This is a genomic window from Desulfatiglans anilini DSM 4660, from assembly GCF_000422285.1.
Classification (GTDB): domain Bacteria; phylum Desulfobacterota; class DSM-4660; order Desulfatiglandales; family Desulfatiglandaceae; genus Desulfatiglans; species Desulfatiglans anilini.
This window is the reverse complement of record NZ_AULM01000022.1, coordinates 1-13102: the sequence shown is the minus strand read 5'-3', so window position 1 is coordinate 13102 and position 13102 is coordinate 1. Positions and strand designations below refer to the sequence as shown.

Genomic DNA, 13102 nt, shown 5'->3' with positions numbered 1-13102 from the left:
GCGGGAGTCCTGACCTCATGAACATCATAAGAACGCCGTTCTTTTTGCTATTAGCCTTTCTTTGCTTCACCGGTCCAACCTATGCCCACCACCTGTGGGTCGCCGAAAAAGACGGGGTCTATACCGTCATGCGCGGACACATGCCGGACCAGGGAACCCCATACGCCCCAGAATGCGTGAAGGACATCCATGCTTACAATTCAGAGGGCGTGCAGATCGCTGTAGATCGAATCGACGGGGCGGAGGCGGTTTCTTTCAAGACTTCGGAACCCCCCTCTGCCGTTACGCTCACCTGCGACTGGGGCTATCGGGTCCTCACGACACGGGGGAAGAAGTTCATGACGCGGCGGGAGGCCGTCGAAGCCGGACACACGGTCATAGAAGCCTTTTTTTCCACCCAGTTCGCCAAGGTCCTGTTCGATGATTCCGAGGCGGCCCTCAAGGAGAGCGGGCTCAGGCTGGAACTGGTGCCGCTCACCCCCCCAGCGAAGGCCTCCCCGGGCAGCGGCCTGCAGATCAAGGTTCTCCTCGATGGGAAGCCTCTGCCGGGCGCCTCCCTCCTCTCCGATTCGAACCTGGAGGTTCGGAGCGACGCCAATGGGAACGCCGCCGTCCCGATCGAAGGCACCGGGTGGCGTCTGCTTTCTGTGCGCCACAAGATCCCCGTCCAGAACGACCCTGACCGGGATTACCATTTGCTGACCACTTTCCTGATATTCGAGGTGAAATGAAATCCTTTACTCCGCGCTGCGTTCTTCTGACGACAGCGGCCCTCCTGGCCTGTGTGCTCCTTCCTGCGACCCTCCTGGCCCACGGGACAGGCCATCGCATCCTGGAGGACAAAAACGCCATCACGGTCGCTTTTTTCTATGCCGACGGTGAACCGATGCGCTACGCCGAGGTCCTGATCTTCAGCCCGGACAACCCGAAGATCGAATACCAGAACGGCCGGACCGACCTGCACGGACAATTCGCGTTCCACCCGGACAAGGCCGGCACCTGGCGCATCACAGCCGACGACGGGATGGGGCACCTGGCACAGGCATCCGTCGACGTCCCACCGTCCGGCGCTGCTGCAGCAGCCGCTGCAGATCAAACGGGCCCCCAGAACGCCGCCTCCCAGGACGGGCCGGCCCCCTCGCGCCTCGCCGGCATCGCCGCCGGTCTGAGCATCCTCCTCAACATCGTTCTCTTTGGCTTGTGGTGGAAAGGAAGGAGATCCCGATGACAGCCCGCAGATTCCTGGCCTCATGCACCTTGCTGCTCTTCACGCTCCTGCTGTTGCCTTCCCAGGCCGCCCTCCGGGCCGCCGAACCCGGTAAGCTGTACGTCGTGGGCATGGGTCCGGCCGGACCCGATCTCACGGCGCCACGGGCACTCGCGGTCATCGAAAAGGCCGATGTACTCCTCTGCTCACCGCGTATGCCCCAGCGGTTTGCGGCCTTCGGGACCCACATCGACCCCAGGAAAGTCGCCTTCGACCCGTGGGAAAAGATTCTTGGTAACGAGGTTCGGGACCTCAAGAAGAAGGATCCCACCCTCTGGGCGAAGGAAAGGGATGCAAGGATCGAGGAGGTCCAGGGTTTTATCCTTGAAAGGCTGAAGGAAGGAAAGACCGTCGCTCTGCTCGACGGAGGAGACCCCTGCGTCTACGGCCCGAGTCTCCAATATCTGCTGCAGGGGTTCGACGATGCGCGCTTCGAAGTCATTCCAGGCATGGGGGCATTCAACGCGGCGGGCGCCGCCCTGAAACGCAGCCTCACCCCCGAGAACGCACGCTTTGTGTTCCTGACCTCGCCTGAGTCTCTCTTCGGTGAATCCTGGGAAAAGGATGACGGAATCTTGAAGGACCTTGCAAAGTACGAAACCACGATGATCCTCTACATGTCACTCAAGACCCTGGACAGGATCGCCGAAAGGCTCAGCCGCTATTATCCGGCCGACCTTCCGATCGCCATCGTCTATTACGCCGGCTATTCGGGCAAGGAAACGGTCCTCAGGACACGCCTGGGCTCTCTCCTGGAAGACGTCAAAGCCATGGACGAGAACTGGCTTGGGCTGTTCGTGGCCGGCGCCTGCGCCAAATAAACGATGTACGCCCGGCGGCGCCTATCGTCCCGTCGATCCCGTCGCCACCAAAATGCCCATCCCAGCGGCTCACGGCGATGGTCATGAAGGCGTCCACCGGACGTACACCCTGCCCATGGGTCGGATGCCTGAGGGCAACCGCCGGGGCCACCTCCGAAGGGCGGGTGATCCGCCCCGCCCCTTCTGGGCTGATCCCGGTTTCTTGAGATGCTCCGTCTGCTCAGTCCCACCCCTTCGGACCAAGTCCCTGTTTGACGATATCCCTGCCATCAAGCGATCATCATGAGGCGGCCGGTAGGTCGCCGCACCGGCAAACGTGTCCATTGAGGTCGAGACGGGCATTAAAAAACCATTTCCGAACGGCAAACTGGTTTACATCAGTTCGAAAAGGATGCTCACTTCGAGCGAAACCGGCCCGCTGAACAGACGCCTTGGAGGCGGCGGAAAAGGCGCAGAAGCCCTTACCGCCTCGAGGGCGGCCTCGTCCAGCATCGCATGGCGGGAACCCTCGGAAAGGACCAGGTCGCTGACGGTTCCGTCTGATTCGATGACGAACCGGACCTTGACCCGCCCTTCGACCTGTCGCTTCCTGGCAACGACCGGGTACTTCTTGTTGCCTTCGATTTTCATCCGGACCATCCCGAAATAGTCCTCGGACGAACCATAGGCAGCCGCCCCTCCTGGAACGGACTTCGGCGCGGACCAGGCAACTGCACCCGGCTTCGACATCGCAGGACGTTCGGGCACCGCGATGGGCTCGACCAGCGAGGGATTCGGGGCTTTGAACGACTCCGGGACAGGTGGGGCCGGCGGGGGTTTTACGGGCTGCGGTCTCAGAGGGCTGGGCTGCGTGACGTCCGTCTGCGGAGGCTGACGGTTTCTCTGTGGAGGACGCGGGATGCTCCTGGTTGCAGGCTCGACCTCGTTTTGCAGCGTGAGCTCGATGTAGTCACGATCCCGCGCGTCGTATATCCCGGCGACGTGGACAAAGACGACCGCGTGGACGGCAATCGAGACCGCGATCAATCCGCGCAACAGCCAGTTGGATCTCTTTCCCGAGCCGCTTGCCGCTTCCACCCAAACCCCCTCAAAAGCCCTTCTCGGTCGCGAGGCAAAGCCGCCCGGCGCCGGCGGCCTTCGCGACGTCCATGACCTGGACCGCCTTGTTCAACACCACGCTGCGCTCGGCCTTGATGAGAACCATCTGGTCCGGAGCGTTCCCGATCAACTCCTGAAGACGCTTGAAGAGCTCGCCCAGGCTCATTTCGGTGTTTTCCAGGAAGGCACGGCCCTCCGCATCCACATAGACCGTGATCTCGGTCCGGGTCTGCGGACGGGAGGCCTGCGCCTGGGGCAGTTTGACGTCGATCCCCTCGTCGACCATGAAGTTGGTGGTCAGGAGAAAATAGATCAGCAGCAGGAAGACGATGTCGATCAGGGAGGTCAGCGGAGCCTGGATGCCGTAGCGCGGCCTTTTTCTTCGATGCACCAGCATTTCTCAGCTCTCCTGAAAGCGTCCGAGGCTCTTGATGAAACGGACGACCCCGGTCTGGAGACGCGCCTCGTACCGGTCCACCTGGACGAGAAGCCAACTGTGGGCGACCATGGCCGGCAGGGCCACCGCCAACCCGAGGGCCGTGGTCAGCATCGCCTCCCAGATCCCCCCGGCCAGGACCGCGGCATTGACCTTCCCCCCCATCTGCTGAATCACCATGAAGGCCTTGATCATGCCGATGACCGTGCCGAGAAGCCCGAGGAGCGGCGCAATATTGGCGATGGTCGCGAGCGCCTGCAGATAGCGCGACAGATCGCGCACCTCTTCTTCGGTGGCATGGGCGAGAACAGTCTCGAAGGTCTCCCGGTCCTGATCGGCCACATCCAGCCCCTGCGCGAGGATGCGCCCCATGGGCGAACGGCTTTCACTCGCTGCCTGCCGGGCCCCTTCCCGATCGCCACCCTCGATCCGGGTCGCCACCCGCTCGGCGACAAAGCGCCCCCTTTTGCGCAGGACACTGAACCGAATGACCCGTTCGATAAAAATCGCCAAGGCCAAAACGGAGCAAAACAGGATGGGCGTCACGAGCACACCGCCCTTTGCAAGAAACTCGAACATTCAACCCCCTTCGCCCTTCAAAAAGGGCCTTTCTCCTAGAAAGTCTTCTCGATGTCGGCGACACCGTCGAAATCGAGATCTTCACTGCGCGAAACCACCGCCTCGGAGGCATCGTACTCCTCCCAGAGGTCCGCTTTCCCGTCCCGGTTCCTGTCTTCGGCCACCCGTTCGATGCGCCCCTCCGGGCTGTAATGGAACCAGACATCGGTTCGGCCATCCCCATCCGAATCCTTCTCGGCCTCGACGGCCTTTTCGTCTTCATCGAAACGCCAGGTCAGCGTTGCACCCGTGCCACCCGAGAGGGCCTCTCGCGACCACACCACGCGCCCCTGCTCGTCGTAGGCCTCCTCGAAGACCGGGCTGTCGGCGCCCTTTTCGAACAGCGTCTTCAGCCGCAGGACATCCTCCGAGTAGGCGTAGCGCTCTTCGGGTTGACCATCGCCGTCCCGGTCCACCTCCGTCACCATGGACCATTCAGCATGATCGAACCGCTGCGTGGTTTCGAAGCGTCCGTCATGGTCCGTATCCAGTGAAATCCGGGACCGGTTCCCCTTCACATACACCGTCTCTGCATCGATCTTTCCGTCATGGTTCCGGTCCTGCTCCGTTCGGATCAAAACCCCCGCTTGATACCTTTCCCACGTGTCCGGCCGGCCGTCCAGGTTCGTGTCCCGTTCGGCCCTGGCGATGCGGCCTTCCCGATCGAAGTGGATCGTCTGCTCGGGGTGGCCGTTCCCGTCCTCGTCGACCGTCTGACGCACAGGTTGACCGCCCTCGTATTCCGTGAGGATGGTTCGTCCCTTTCCGGTCTCCTCGACGCTGAGGATTTCGCCCTTGAGAAAACGGGTGGTGCGGCCTTCTTCCCTCACCACCAGCGGCCGGCCGGCGGCGTCGAATTCGGTGAACCGGTCCATCTTCCCGTCATGATCGGAATCCTCCTCGCGGTAGGCGGGCTTCCCATCCTTGAATTTCAGCTCCGCATCGTAGCGGCCGTCCCCGTTCGTATCCTGCCTGTCCAGCACAGGTTGACCGCCGCTGTATTCCACGATCCGCTCAGGCGGAGGGACGCCGTCCGCATCCACCTCCTGCCGGACGAGTTCGCCCTTGCGGTAGAACCGGACGGTTTCCATCCGCCCGTCGCCGTCCGAATCATGCAGGCTTTTTTCAGGCTGACCCTGTCTGTCATAGGTGACCACCTGATCCAGGCGGCCATCGCCGTCACGGTCCGTGCGCTGCTCTTTGGGCTGTTCGTTCTGAAAGTCCTGCCAGACGTTCACCCGGCCGTCACCGGTCGTATCCCGCGTAATCCGCTGAATCTTGCCTTCCCGGTACTCAGAGATCGTATCCATGCGCCCATCGCCGGTCGTATCGCGCTCCCAGCGCAAAGGCCTCTCCTCCTGGTCGAAGAGAACGACGTCCGTTATCCGCCCCTTCGAACCGGTTTTTTCCTGGCGCACCCGCTTCCCGTTCTCGAAAAAGTGGGTCTCGTCGGGTTTCCCATTCCGGTCCGTGTCTTTTTCGATACGCACCAAAACGCTCTTTTCATAGACTTGCCGGGTTTCGAAGAATTCGTCCCCGTCGATGTCCACTTCAAGCAAGACGACGTTGCCGGATGCATCCAGATGGGCAACACGGTCGATCCGCCCATCGCCGTCCGCATCCTGCCGGACTACCCGCTCCGCGCCGTAGGTTTCACCGACCCAAGGCCCTGCAGATAAAACCAGCCAGACAAAGGCGCATACCGCTGCCAAAAGGGTGGTCCATTTCCAGCCGGGAACCGCATCGGATTCCTTCATGAATCCTGGAACCCGGATTCGCGCTGAGGCCCAACCCTCAGCCGTTCCATGCACGGGATTGCTCATCGGGTAAAACCAATGCCTCGTATGAACCATCGACCCCTCGAAAGGCGCCGAAACAAAAAAAGCCACGAAGCGCACATGGACCGCCCTTGGCGATCCAGGCCTTCGTGGCCGTTCTTTAATCCTAACAATCGGTTGAATTCCAGGGGAGGGTGCCTTCTTGGCACCTCATGCCCATTTTCTACTCATTGCCGGCCGGAGTGTCAATCCTTAATTCATGCCCGCCATGAAATGAGGCTTTTTCTTCACATCCTTCAGGTGCTCCGTCCCGCCGCTGCGCGGCGGCTTCCGGCTCAGCTAAAGCCAGAGAAATCGGACGGTTGCATGGAAGCGTGCGTTTGTACACCACCCAAACAAGCGCGCAGTTTGACGCCGCGATTGGGGAAAACGGATTCGCGCCCACCCGGAGAAGCACATCGGGCAAGACAACGTTTCCCGTCCGGAAAGATCCGACGGGCAGGAAAAGATCCCGATCCGGTTGCTCTTCGACTCATCATCGAAAAAAAGCGGGCGCCCCGCGAAGGGCTACCCGCTCAAAAGCATCATGCAGATTGAATCTCCTGCCGATCCGATGGACCCCCGCCTCGGCAGCCGAACCATCCGCCTTTCAATCTTACTGGTCGGGACGAGAGGATTTGAACCTCCGACCCCCTGAACCCCATTCAGGTGCGCTTCCAGACTGCGCTACGTCCCGGACACTTGAAGAACCTTATTTATATCCCACTCCCAACACTTGTCAAGCCTTAAAATCCTTCGTTCGCCCATTCCAGGAAACTCTCGAAGGACAAAGGGCCTTGTCAGCAGTGTTTCCTGCGAGTAGAATCGCCCGCATCGTTCGATCCAGCAAAGATCCAACCCCCTTTCAAAGGAGTTCTTACCATGGGAGAACATCAATCGGTGAAAGTGCTTATTGTCGAAAAAAACGCGGAGATCACCCAAACGCTCAAATCCATCCTCGAAAAACGGGGCTTCGACGTTTCGATGGAACCCCGGGCGGAGGAAGGTCTGCAGCTTCTGAAAAAAGGCGGGGTTGCGCTGGCCTTGGCCGGCAGCACCGAAGAGGGCATTCCTACCCTGGAGCTGATGTGCAAGATCGTCATGCAGTCGCCCATGACCTCACTCATTCTCATCTCGGAGTTCAGCAGCGAAGAGCTTGACGAGAAGGCCGAAGGGTACGGCATTCTAGGCAACATCCACCCCCAGACCCCCGCCGACGGCTTGGATGAACTCATCGACACCTTCGATAACATCCATCAAGCCCTGCGCACTCGAAAATGAGCGGACGATGTGCTCCGAATCGACCGTCATTCCGGACGGCAAACAGCCGCGCCCGTCGTTCCACCATCTTTCAGAAAAGCGAATGGGTGTCGTTTGGAGCATAAAGACGATGATTTCCCCATCAGGTTCCGGGGGATCCGGACCATCTGATGGAAACACGTTCTGCATAGAAAAGAGCTGGTTTCCATCCAGAAATGGTCTTTTTGGCCAATCTCGGCGTCGATCTGCACGTTTGCTTGTGCGGCGACCTGCAGATCGCCTCCACGCAAGCGCTTGATTTTCTTGATATTGGCCAAACCGGGACCCGCCGCGAAGCGGTGGGACTGAGCACCCGAAGGGTGTGAAGAAAAACCTCCATTTCCGGATTGGAAACCGGGTTCTGCCGGGAAATCTTTTCCGGGCGGGAGAAAGCTAGGATTCCAGATCCTTGCGGAGGTTGATGAAGCTGCTGCGGTCAAAGCCGAGGGTCTTGAAAAAAGAGAGAAGATCCACTGAATCCCAGCGGACAGCGGTATAAATGTGGTGAATGCCTTTCTCACGGTAAATGCGCAGGATTTCCTCGGCCATGGCCTTTCCGATCCCCTGCCCCATAAATCTTGGATCCACCCCCAAGGAGGCTATCCAGGCGCTCTTCTCGAGGCCGAAACCGCTGTAGATGATGTAGCTGATCATGTATCCTGCGACATCCCCATCAACTTCGGCGACGCAGCTCACGTCCTCGTCTTTCCGGACCATCTCCTTGATGATATGGCCGAAATCGATTCGTGAAGGCTTCTTGATGATCGCGGAGTCGATCCGCCCAATGGCCTCCGCATCTTCAACCCGAATTTTTCTGATGATCAATCTATCGACCACTTTCAGCCCTGTCTTCTGAAAAACGCTTGTCCGTCTAGCTAATCGATCCTGATAATCTTCACCCTGCAGCCTACCCAGTCAGGGGGGAGATAAACCCGGCCACTGTTTCCGCTCAGCTTGACATACTTCTCGACCATCTCTTCACCATAGACCTCGAATTTAACCTTTCCGCTGACCATGGCGTCATCGACAGAAGCCGTTTCACTTTTAGACTTTTTCTCGTCAGGCATCGTGTAGTTTCTTCGAGTAAAGGATCACTGACCGGCATCAGGATGCGAATGACTGTTGCAAGAGGCTTTCAGGACTCCCGGTTCTTATCTCACAGGACGAACCCTTCCCTCAGAGACACCCAACAACCTGCTTGTCTAGAAGATTGTAGCGCGAAATGTCACCCGGTTTCAGATTCTCCAAAGTACCGGAACCTCGACCGGCCTCTTTGCCGAAACGTCGCAGCATGCATGGACGACAAAAGTCTGTTACAGGTAAACAACCGCTGCGCGTTACCATATGCCGCTCAATGAGATCCGGCGGAGAGGCCTATGGGCTACATGACTGCAATCTAGCTACAAAGTGGCTATCTGTCAAGGAAAAAACAACGCGGTAAATATCGCGTTTTATTGATATATTTTAAAAATTAACCCGTAATCCCATAGATAGGGTCGAATGCAATGCAGCCTGTAAAATGCTTCTCAATGGGCTGTCTCCGCCTCATCTTAAAATCCTGGGGCCTATTTCCTCGGATCTGGAACGATCTGCGAGCAGCGCTCAATGACCGCAGGAAAAGTGGGGAGAGGCCGCATGCGGAAGGCGGGCCGGCCAGGACCGGGTGCAGATAAAATCGTACAGATAACCCGTTGATAAAAATAGAGGAAACCACCCTATCAGCGCCGCTCTCCACGCATGATTCCGGATTCGTTCGGTCCCTTGAAATCGAGCCGTTCGATGTTTCCAAGGCCCGCATCGGCCATGATGCCCCGAATCTCCGTTTGGGCGTAGGACCGCCCCTCGCTGGTGTTGACGAGCATATTCAGGGCGAAGAGGGCGGGGAAAAGCGGTCCGTCGAAGCTGTCGTCCATGATGAACTCGTGGATAAAAAGAAGCCCTCCCGGCTCCAGGGCCTTTACGGCCTTGGCCACGATCCTGGCCGCACCCTCCGGCCCCTCCGCGTGCAGGATGTGAGAAAGCCAGGCCGCATCGCAGGAACCGGGGATCGGATCGCTGTGATAATCCCCTGCGGCGAAATGAACCCGATCCTGAACCCCGAACCGGGCGATGGTTCGCTCGGCAAAGGGGCGGGTGTCGGGCAGGTCGAAGACAACGGCGCGCAGATTCGGATCGTGAAGGCAGAAATGAATGGCATAGGTCCCGGGCCCCCCGCCGATATCGATCAGCCGGGAGCGCCCCATCAAATCGATCCTCTTGACCAGATCAGGAGCAATCCCCATCGCGAGGTTGAACATCCCCATGAGGAAGCTCTCGCGCTCGAGCCCTTCCCTCAAGCCCTGCCGCCGGGTCGGCCGCCCGGTCATGACGGCCTCATCGAGCCTCGACCAGGGCTCCACCAGGAAGTGATGGTGCATGACCATGTGTCCAATATACTCGTACGAATCCTCGACAAGGAACCGCCGGGCCTCATCCGTACAACGATAAGACGCGCCCTCTTTCTCGACCAGTCCCATAGCGGCAAGCGCGTTCAAGAGATACGTGAGCGCCCTGTGGTTTACCCGGTGACGTTCGGCCAAACTTTCTGCGGTGGCTCTTTCATCCTCCAGCCACGAAAACACCTTCAGCTTGACCGCAGTCTGAAGCGCACAGCCCTGCCAGTATGCTCCGGATACCCCCAGAATCCGGCCTGGGGTCCAATGTTCATGCCCTTTCATGGCTCATCCAGTCCGCCCCGAGCGAAGGCGGCAAACATTGGGAAATTCTCTCCTCCAATGTCCAACAACCATTTCAGCAGGATATCCTCCTGCAGAGGCTTCCCGACGATTTCAAACAGCTTTCACCCCATTCTTTGCGGCTCTCTTCTTTCGCCGCAAAGAAGCTCCTGGCATTCCAACTGCGCCGATTCTAGACATTTCGGGAGGTTTCAGGAAGCGCCGGACCCCACTGATTTCGTGGACTGCGCGCGCGACCAGCTTTTTTTCCAAATCTTTTCGACCTGCCATTTGCTTACTCCCGCCTCCCGCGCAACCGACCGGATGCTCCACGGGCCTCTATGGGAGGGTGATTTTTTCATCGCAGAGCGGACCAAGCCTTCGACTTCTTGTTCACTCAATTTGGAGGGTCGCCCGGATCTGGGAAAATCCCGCAGACCATCGAGGCCTTTTTCCCTGTACCGACTCACCCAACGGTAGACCAGAGCGACACTTACACCGAGTGAATCCGCCACTTCAGCTGCCGGTTTGCCCCGGTCGAAATCCAGTATGATGCGAGCCCGGGCCGCTACCCGCTTCGAAGCCTTGCTCGACTGCAACCACCGATTTAACCGCTCGCGGTCGAGATCGGTCAAACTGATCTTTATCCGGCATTTTTCTGTCATATCCCTTGCCCGCTATTGTCCAGCCGTTGACTTTTCTTCTCCCGGCCCTTTCACCAGGCCTAAAGAGCCAGAAACAGGGCGAATGAAACTTAACGCGCTTCCAACTCATCACCCTTGCAAGCGAGCAATTTGCGTGCCTGGCCATTCTGAAAAATCCGTTTACCGGCTAATCCCATATCATGCAAGCAATCATGAAAATGAAATAAACCAGCCCTGTTGTTGTTTGCCTATCGGTTCAAAAACTTGGTGGGAAAATCAAGCGTACTCCGAATCGGCAGTTTTTCATTTATGCACAGATGTTGATCAGCAAGTGATGATCCACATCTATTTTCACCTTAGTGACATTATTGTAATCCACATATCTTTCATGTAATTGAATGATCCCTCATATATGAAAATGAGGCAATATAACCTCGCTTTTCATAATTATCACATTAGCATAATTTTCTTCTATTCAAAGAATAAGAAAAAAGCCATGCCGTGATTTAGCGTCCAATTTTGAATCAAACTATAAAATTCACTCGTATAGTAATGACTTATTTTTTGATTTATAACTTGTAAATATCAACAAAATAAAATGAATTTTTGCATAAAAGGAAGCGATATTTATTTATATTCAACAAATATTTTACGCAGTAAAACATATATCAATCCAATTAAAAAATTTAATTTTTCTGATATGTTGCATATAAATGCTAATTTTCAAAATTCTATGACTGCTATAATTTAATTCAATAAAAAAAATAGCATCCATTTTGCTATAAAATGAAATCGTACAAATATCATATCATTAAAAACAAATTATAAATAAAGCAAAATATGATGTCATAATTTTATTTTTAATAGAAAGCTATCAGAAATAATTTCTACAACCGTATCATTGATTGCTGTCATGTATGCACAAAATTTTACGGACATTGACATATGGATCCTGCCCTTCCCATAAGGGCTTAAATCATCCCGTTCAAACTCCTGCATTTTATTACTTGACATCCTAGAAACAGCTCCATATAAATATACTAAAGTTCTAACTTAAAGGTTCGGCGTACAATACTCATCACTAGAAAAGCCAAACCCATCGCGAGATGGGGACGGAAAGCCACGGATCTCTCGAAGACAGCCGGGTTGCCTACTAGGGGGCAATCCGGCTTTTTCGTTGGCTAAGTCAGCCTGTATTTTTAATATCCTTAATTTATATTCAACAGTTATCAAGCTTGATCTTTGCTTGATGGTCTATCGCTAGTCCAAGAATCGTAGTCGCTGGATTTCAGTAAAGGCCAAACCCTTCGTAAGGAGGGGGCGGAAAGTCACGGGTCTGAAAATGACAGCCGGACTGCCTGAATCCTTCAGGTAGTCCGGCTGTCATTTTTTATGACATAAGCGTTTGAAATATCGAACAAAATTCGCGAAAACCATCTATTTCTCAAAATTTGACATCAAACACCATCCGCTGACCAGGATTACAACTGGAGATTTAATTTTAGATGAGACATTTCACAGTTGGCCCTAAAACAGACATTAAATTTACATCTGTTATCATTTAAGGAGAAAAGCAATGAAAAATCGTTTTCTTGGTTGTGGTCTGTTTTTTATTGTATGTCTCTCTTTTTCTATCGCCAACGCACACGATAAAATAGAAATATCCACCACGGGATCTAATGGGACCAGCACACATACTTTTAAGTATATTGGTGTGACTTACAACTATGAATCTAAAACGTCGACTTGGTGTTATGAAGTTACATCCGGCGAAAAGCCATCGCTCAGCCATTGGGTTTTGATTTTGCCAGATTGCTTTAGTGAAAAGAATGTTCTCCAAGCTGATGATAAACCCGAATGGGATGTTAAAAATGGCATTAAATTTGATGAAGGTTATGACGATAATGAAATAAGAACTGTTTGTTTTACACTCGATAACTTATATCCGGTAAAAAGCAATTCACTTTATGTTTATGCAAAAGCTTCTACCTCTGATGAAGTGATTTCAACTGATTTAATTACCGGACCCGATTGCTATGTCCCTGGTTCCATCACCGCATTCAAGTTCGAAGACATCGATCAGGACAAGATCCAGGGCACCGACGAGGATCCCCTTTCCGGCTGGGAAATGACCCTCTACTCCGGCTCCAACTGCCAGAGCGGCGAGGAGATCGGATCCCCTGCCAATACCGACACCAGCGGCAACGCCCTCTTTGACAACCTCACTCCAGGCGAGTACTCCGTCAAGGAAACCCTGCAGTCCGGATGGGCCGCTTCCACCAGCGTCTGCCAGAACATCACCCTCCAGTCAGAACAAGACGCCACCGTCCAGTTCGGCAACTATCAACTCCCTGGTTCCATCACCGCATTCAAGTTCGAAGACATCGA

At 55.4% G+C, this 13102-nt stretch carries 14 protein-coding genes, 1 tRNA gene and 2 riboswitches; of the genes, 5 read left to right on the top strand and 10 right to left on the bottom strand.

Annotated features, from left to right (window positions below):
• Positions 1-17: 17 nt before the first annotated feature.
• Genes H567_RS0114295 through H567_RS0114285 form a run of 3 tightly spaced genes read left to right on the top strand, consistent with a single transcriptional unit; the run spans position 18 to position 2088 of the window.
• Positions 18-731 (top strand): DUF4198 domain-containing protein, encoded by a 714-nt coding sequence (locus tag H567_RS0114295; RefSeq protein WP_028321921.1) that lies wholly within the window; start codon positions 18-20, stop codon positions 729-731.
• Positions 728-1228 carry a hypothetical protein gene (locus tag H567_RS25075; protein WP_051184903.1) on the top strand — a complete coding sequence of 167 codons (501 nt, stop codon included), beginning with the start codon at positions 728-730 and terminating at the stop codon, positions 1226-1228. Before H567_RS0114295 ends, H567_RS25075 begins: the two co-directional genes overlap by 4 nt.
• A complete protein-coding gene (locus H567_RS0114285; RefSeq protein ID WP_028321920.1) occupies positions 1225-2088 on the top strand; it encodes an SAM-dependent methyltransferase in 864 nt (287 codons plus the stop codon). Before H567_RS25075 ends, H567_RS0114285 begins: the two co-directional genes overlap by 4 nt.
• 372 nt (positions 2089-2460) lie before the next feature.
• Here H567_RS0114285 and H567_RS0114280 read toward each other — a convergent pair whose 3' ends face one another.
• The 5 genes from H567_RS0114280 to H567_RS0114260 all read right to left on the bottom strand — a co-directional run bounded on the left by H567_RS0114280 (position 2461) and on the right by H567_RS0114260 (position 6754).
• Positions 2461-3165 (bottom strand): energy transducer TonB, encoded by a 705-nt coding sequence (locus tag H567_RS0114280; protein ID WP_028321919.1) that lies wholly within the window; start codon positions 3163-3165, stop codon positions 2461-2463.
• Between the two features lie 10 nt (positions 3166-3175).
• The gene (locus tag H567_RS0114275; RefSeq protein WP_028321918.1) at positions 3176-3583 is read right to left on the bottom strand and encodes an ExbD/TolR family protein; all 408 of its coding nucleotides are present in this window, start codon (positions 3581-3583) and stop codon (positions 3176-3178) included.
• Positions 3584-3586: 3 nt separating this feature from the next.
• The gene (locus tag H567_RS0114270; RefSeq protein WP_028321917.1) at positions 3587-4201 is read right to left on the bottom strand and encodes a MotA/TolQ/ExbB proton channel family protein; all 615 of its coding nucleotides are present in this window, start codon (positions 4199-4201) and stop codon (positions 3587-3589) included.
• Positions 4202-4236: 35 nt separating this feature from the next.
• Positions 4237-5997 (bottom strand): hypothetical protein, encoded by a 1761-nt coding sequence (locus H567_RS27335; protein ID WP_153306207.1) that lies wholly within the window; start codon positions 5995-5997, stop codon positions 4237-4239.
• A gap of 680 nt (positions 5998-6677) precedes the next feature.
• A tRNA-Pro gene (locus tag H567_RS0114260) sits at positions 6678-6754 on the bottom strand.
• Positions 6755-6939: 185 nt separating this feature from the next.
• Here H567_RS0114260 and H567_RS0114255 point away from each other — a divergent pair.
• On the top strand, positions 6940-7338 hold the full coding sequence (locus H567_RS0114255) for a DNA-binding transcriptional response regulator (protein ID WP_028321915.1): 399 nt from the start codon (positions 6940-6942) through the stop codon (positions 7336-7338).
• Positions 7339-7364: 26 nt separating this feature from the next.
• Here the strand turns inward: H567_RS0114255 and H567_RS28620 are convergent, their stop codons facing one another.
• From H567_RS28620 to H567_RS30115, 5 genes are all read right to left on the bottom strand, one after another.
• Positions 7365-7634 (bottom strand): hypothetical protein, encoded by a 270-nt coding sequence (locus H567_RS28620; RefSeq protein ID WP_153306206.1) that lies wholly within the window; start codon positions 7632-7634, stop codon positions 7365-7367.
• 115 nt (positions 7635-7749) lie between these two features.
• A complete protein-coding gene (locus H567_RS0114245; RefSeq protein ID WP_208598388.1) occupies positions 7750-8193 on the bottom strand; it encodes a GNAT family N-acetyltransferase in 444 nt (147 codons plus the stop codon).
• Between the two features lie 38 nt (positions 8194-8231).
• Positions 8232-8423, bottom strand: a complete 192-nt coding sequence (locus H567_RS0114240) for a DUF2080 family transposase-associated protein (RefSeq protein ID WP_028321913.1) — start codon at positions 8421-8423, stop codon at positions 8232-8234.
• A gap of 651 nt (positions 8424-9074) precedes the next feature.
• The gene (locus H567_RS0114235) at positions 9075-10073 is read right to left on the bottom strand and encodes a methyltransferase (protein WP_028321912.1); all 999 of its coding nucleotides are present in this window, start codon (positions 10071-10073) and stop codon (positions 9075-9077) included.
• 209 nt (positions 10074-10282) lie between these two features.
• The gene (locus H567_RS30115) at positions 10283-10735 is read right to left on the bottom strand and encodes a helix-turn-helix domain-containing protein (protein ID WP_028321911.1); all 453 of its coding nucleotides are present in this window, start codon (positions 10733-10735) and stop codon (positions 10283-10285) included.
• Between the two features lie 1058 nt (positions 10736-11793).
• Positions 11794-11868, top strand: a riboswitch (cyclic di-GMP riboswitch).
• 133 nt (positions 11869-12001) lie between these two features.
• Positions 12002-12076, top strand: a riboswitch (cyclic di-GMP riboswitch).
• Between the two features lie 214 nt (positions 12077-12290).
• Between H567_RS30115 and H567_RS27945 the strand changes: the two genes are divergently transcribed.
• Positions 12291-13102 (top strand): SdrD B-like domain-containing protein (locus H567_RS27945; protein WP_208598387.1); only part of this gene is annotated, 812 nt, incomplete at its 3' end.

What these genes read in the sequence shown, in the direction of transcription:
- H567_RS0114295 (WP_028321921.1), top strand. Translation starts at nt 18, where the DNA reads ATGAACATCATAAGAACGCCGTTCTTTTTGCTATTAGCCTTTCTTTGC.
- H567_RS25075 (WP_051184903.1), top strand. Translation starts at nt 728, where the DNA reads ATGAAATCCTTTACTCCGCGCTGCGTTCTTCTGACGACAGCGGCCCTC.
- H567_RS0114285 (WP_028321920.1), top strand. Translation starts at nt 1,225, where the DNA reads ATGACAGCCCGCAGATTCCTGGCCTCATGCACCTTGCTGCTCTTCACG.
- H567_RS0114275 (WP_028321918.1), bottom strand. Translation starts at nt 3,583, where the DNA reads ATGCTGGTGCATCGAAGAAAAAGGCCGCGCTACGGCATCCAGGCTCCG.
- H567_RS0114270 (WP_028321917.1), bottom strand. Translation starts at nt 4,201, where the DNA reads ATGTTCGAGTTTCTTGCAAAGGGCGGTGTGCTCGTGACGCCCATCCTG.
- H567_RS27335 (WP_153306207.1), bottom strand. Translation starts at nt 5,997, where the DNA reads ATGAAGGAATCCGATGCGGTTCCCGGCTGGAAATGGACCACCCTTTTG.
- H567_RS0114255 (WP_028321915.1), top strand. Translation starts at nt 6,940, where the DNA reads ATGGGAGAACATCAATCGGTGAAAGTGCTTATTGTCGAAAAAAACGCG.
- H567_RS0114240 (WP_028321913.1), bottom strand. Translation starts at nt 8,423, where the DNA reads ATGCCTGACGAGAAAAAGTCTAAAAGTGAAACGGCTTCTGTCGATGAC.
- H567_RS0114235 (WP_028321912.1), bottom strand. Translation starts at nt 10,073, where the DNA reads ATGAAAGGGCATGAACATTGGACCCCAGGCCGGATTCTGGGGGTATCC.
- H567_RS30115 (WP_028321911.1), bottom strand. Translation starts at nt 10,735, where the DNA reads ATGACAGAAAAATGCCGGATAAAGATCAGTTTGACCGATCTCGACCGC.